The sequence below is a fragment of the Isoptericola sp. NPDC060185 genome (assembly GCF_042728595.1).
Taxonomy (GTDB): Bacteria; Actinomycetota; Actinomycetes; order Actinomycetales; family Cellulomonadaceae; genus Isoptericola.
The window spans coordinates 1-1,821 of the sequence record NZ_JBHWYY010000145.1 but is presented as its reverse complement, the minus strand read 5'-3'; the positions used below and the strand labels follow the sequence as shown (position 1 = coordinate 1,821).

The window sequence follows — 1,821 nt, the reverse complement described above, 5'->3', positions numbered from 1 at the left end:
CACGTACGGCGCCTGCGATGGTCTGCCTGACCCCCACCCCCACGACCCACCAGCAGGATGACCCCACCAGCAGACCCCGGAAGCTTACGCGGGGGTATCAGATGCTCCTTAGAAAGGAGGTGATCCAGCCGCACCTTCCGGTACGGCTACCTTGTTACGACTTAGTCCCAATCGCCAGTCCCACCTTCGACCACTCCCCCCGGAAAACCGGTTGGGCCATGAGCTTCGGGTGTTACCAACTTTCGTGACTTGACGGGCGGTGTGTACAAGGCCCGGGAACGTATTCACCGCAGCGTTGCTGATCTGCGATTACTAGCGACTCCGACTTCATGGGGTCGAGTTGCAGACCCCAATCCGAACTGAGACCGGCTTTTTGGGATTCGCTCCACCTTACGGTATCGCAGCCCTCTGTACCGGCCATTGTAGCATGCGTGAAGCCCAAGACATAAGGGGCATGATGATTTGACGTCATCCCCACCTTCCTCCGAGTTGACCCCGGCAGTCTCCCATGAGTCCCCGGCATAACCCGCTGGCAACATAGGACGAGGGTTGCGCTCGTTGCGGGACTTAACCCAACATCTCACGACACGAGCTGACGACAACCATGCACCACCTGTGTACGAGTGTCCAAAGAGTCCGCTATCTCTAGCGTGTTCTCGTACATGTCAAGCCTTGGTAAGGTTCTTCGCGTTGCATCGAATTAATCCGCATGCTCCGCCGCTTGTGCGGGCCCCCGTCAATTCCTTTGAGTTTTAGCCTTGCGGCCGTACTCCCCAGGCGGGGCACTTAATGCGTTAGCTGCGGCACGGAACTCGTGGAATGAGCCCCACACCTAGTGCCCAACGTTTACGGCATGGACTACCAGGGTATCTAATCCTGTTCGCTCCCCATGCTTTCGCTCCTCAGCGTCAGTTGCGGCCCAGAGACCTGCCTTCGCCATCGGTGTTCCTCCTGATATCTGCGCATTCCACCGCTACACCAGGAATTCCAGTCTCCCCTACCGCACTCTAGTCTGCCCGTACCCGATGCAAGCCCGAGGTTGAGCCTCGGGATTTCACACCAGACGCGACAGACCGCCTACGAGCTCTTTACGCCCAATAATTCCGGACAACGCTTGCGCCCTACGTATTACCGCGGCTGCTGGCACGTAGTTAGCCGGCGCTTCTTCTGCAGGTACCGTCACTTGCGCTTCTTCCCTGCTGAAAGAGGTTTACAACCCGAAGGCCGTCATCCCTCACGCGGCGTCGCTGCATCAGGCTTTCGCCCATTGTGCAATATTCCCCACTGCTGCCTCCCGTAGGAGTCTGGGCCGTGTCTCAGTCCCAGTGTGGCCGGTCGCCCTCTCAGGCCGGCTACCCGTCGACGCCTTGGTAGGCCATCACCCCACCAACAAGCTGATAGGCCGCGAGCCCATCCCCCACCGAAAAACTTTCCAACCCACACCATGCGATGCGAGCTCATATCCGGTATTAGACCCCGTTTCCAAGGCTTATCCCGAAGTGGAGGGCAGGTTGCTCACGTGTTACTCACCCGTTCGCCACTGATCCACCCAGCAAGCTGGGCTTCACCGTTCGACTTGCATGTGTTAAGCACGCCGCCAGCGTTCGTCCTGAGCCAGGATCAAACTCTCCGTAAAAGAGAAACAACACCACACACCCACAAACGCAGATGTCAGTGTCCATTCGATACTGGCCAGACCAAGCTGAACTGCTCAGTCCGATCCAAAGAAACCAACAAAGGTTCCAAAAATTTGGCATTGACTATCAAACACACTGTTGAGTTCTCAAACAACCGACGCACACCCACAAGACCAGAACCATT

1 rRNA gene is annotated in these 1,821 nt (G+C 57.3%); it reads right to left on the bottom strand.

Annotated features, from left to right (window positions below):
• Nucleotides 1–112: 112 nt before the first annotated feature.
• Nucleotides 113–1,636: ribosomal RNA gene (locus ACFWDO_RS21295) — 16S ribosomal RNA — on the bottom strand.
• Between the last annotated feature and the right edge of the window lie 185 nt (nt 1,637–1,821).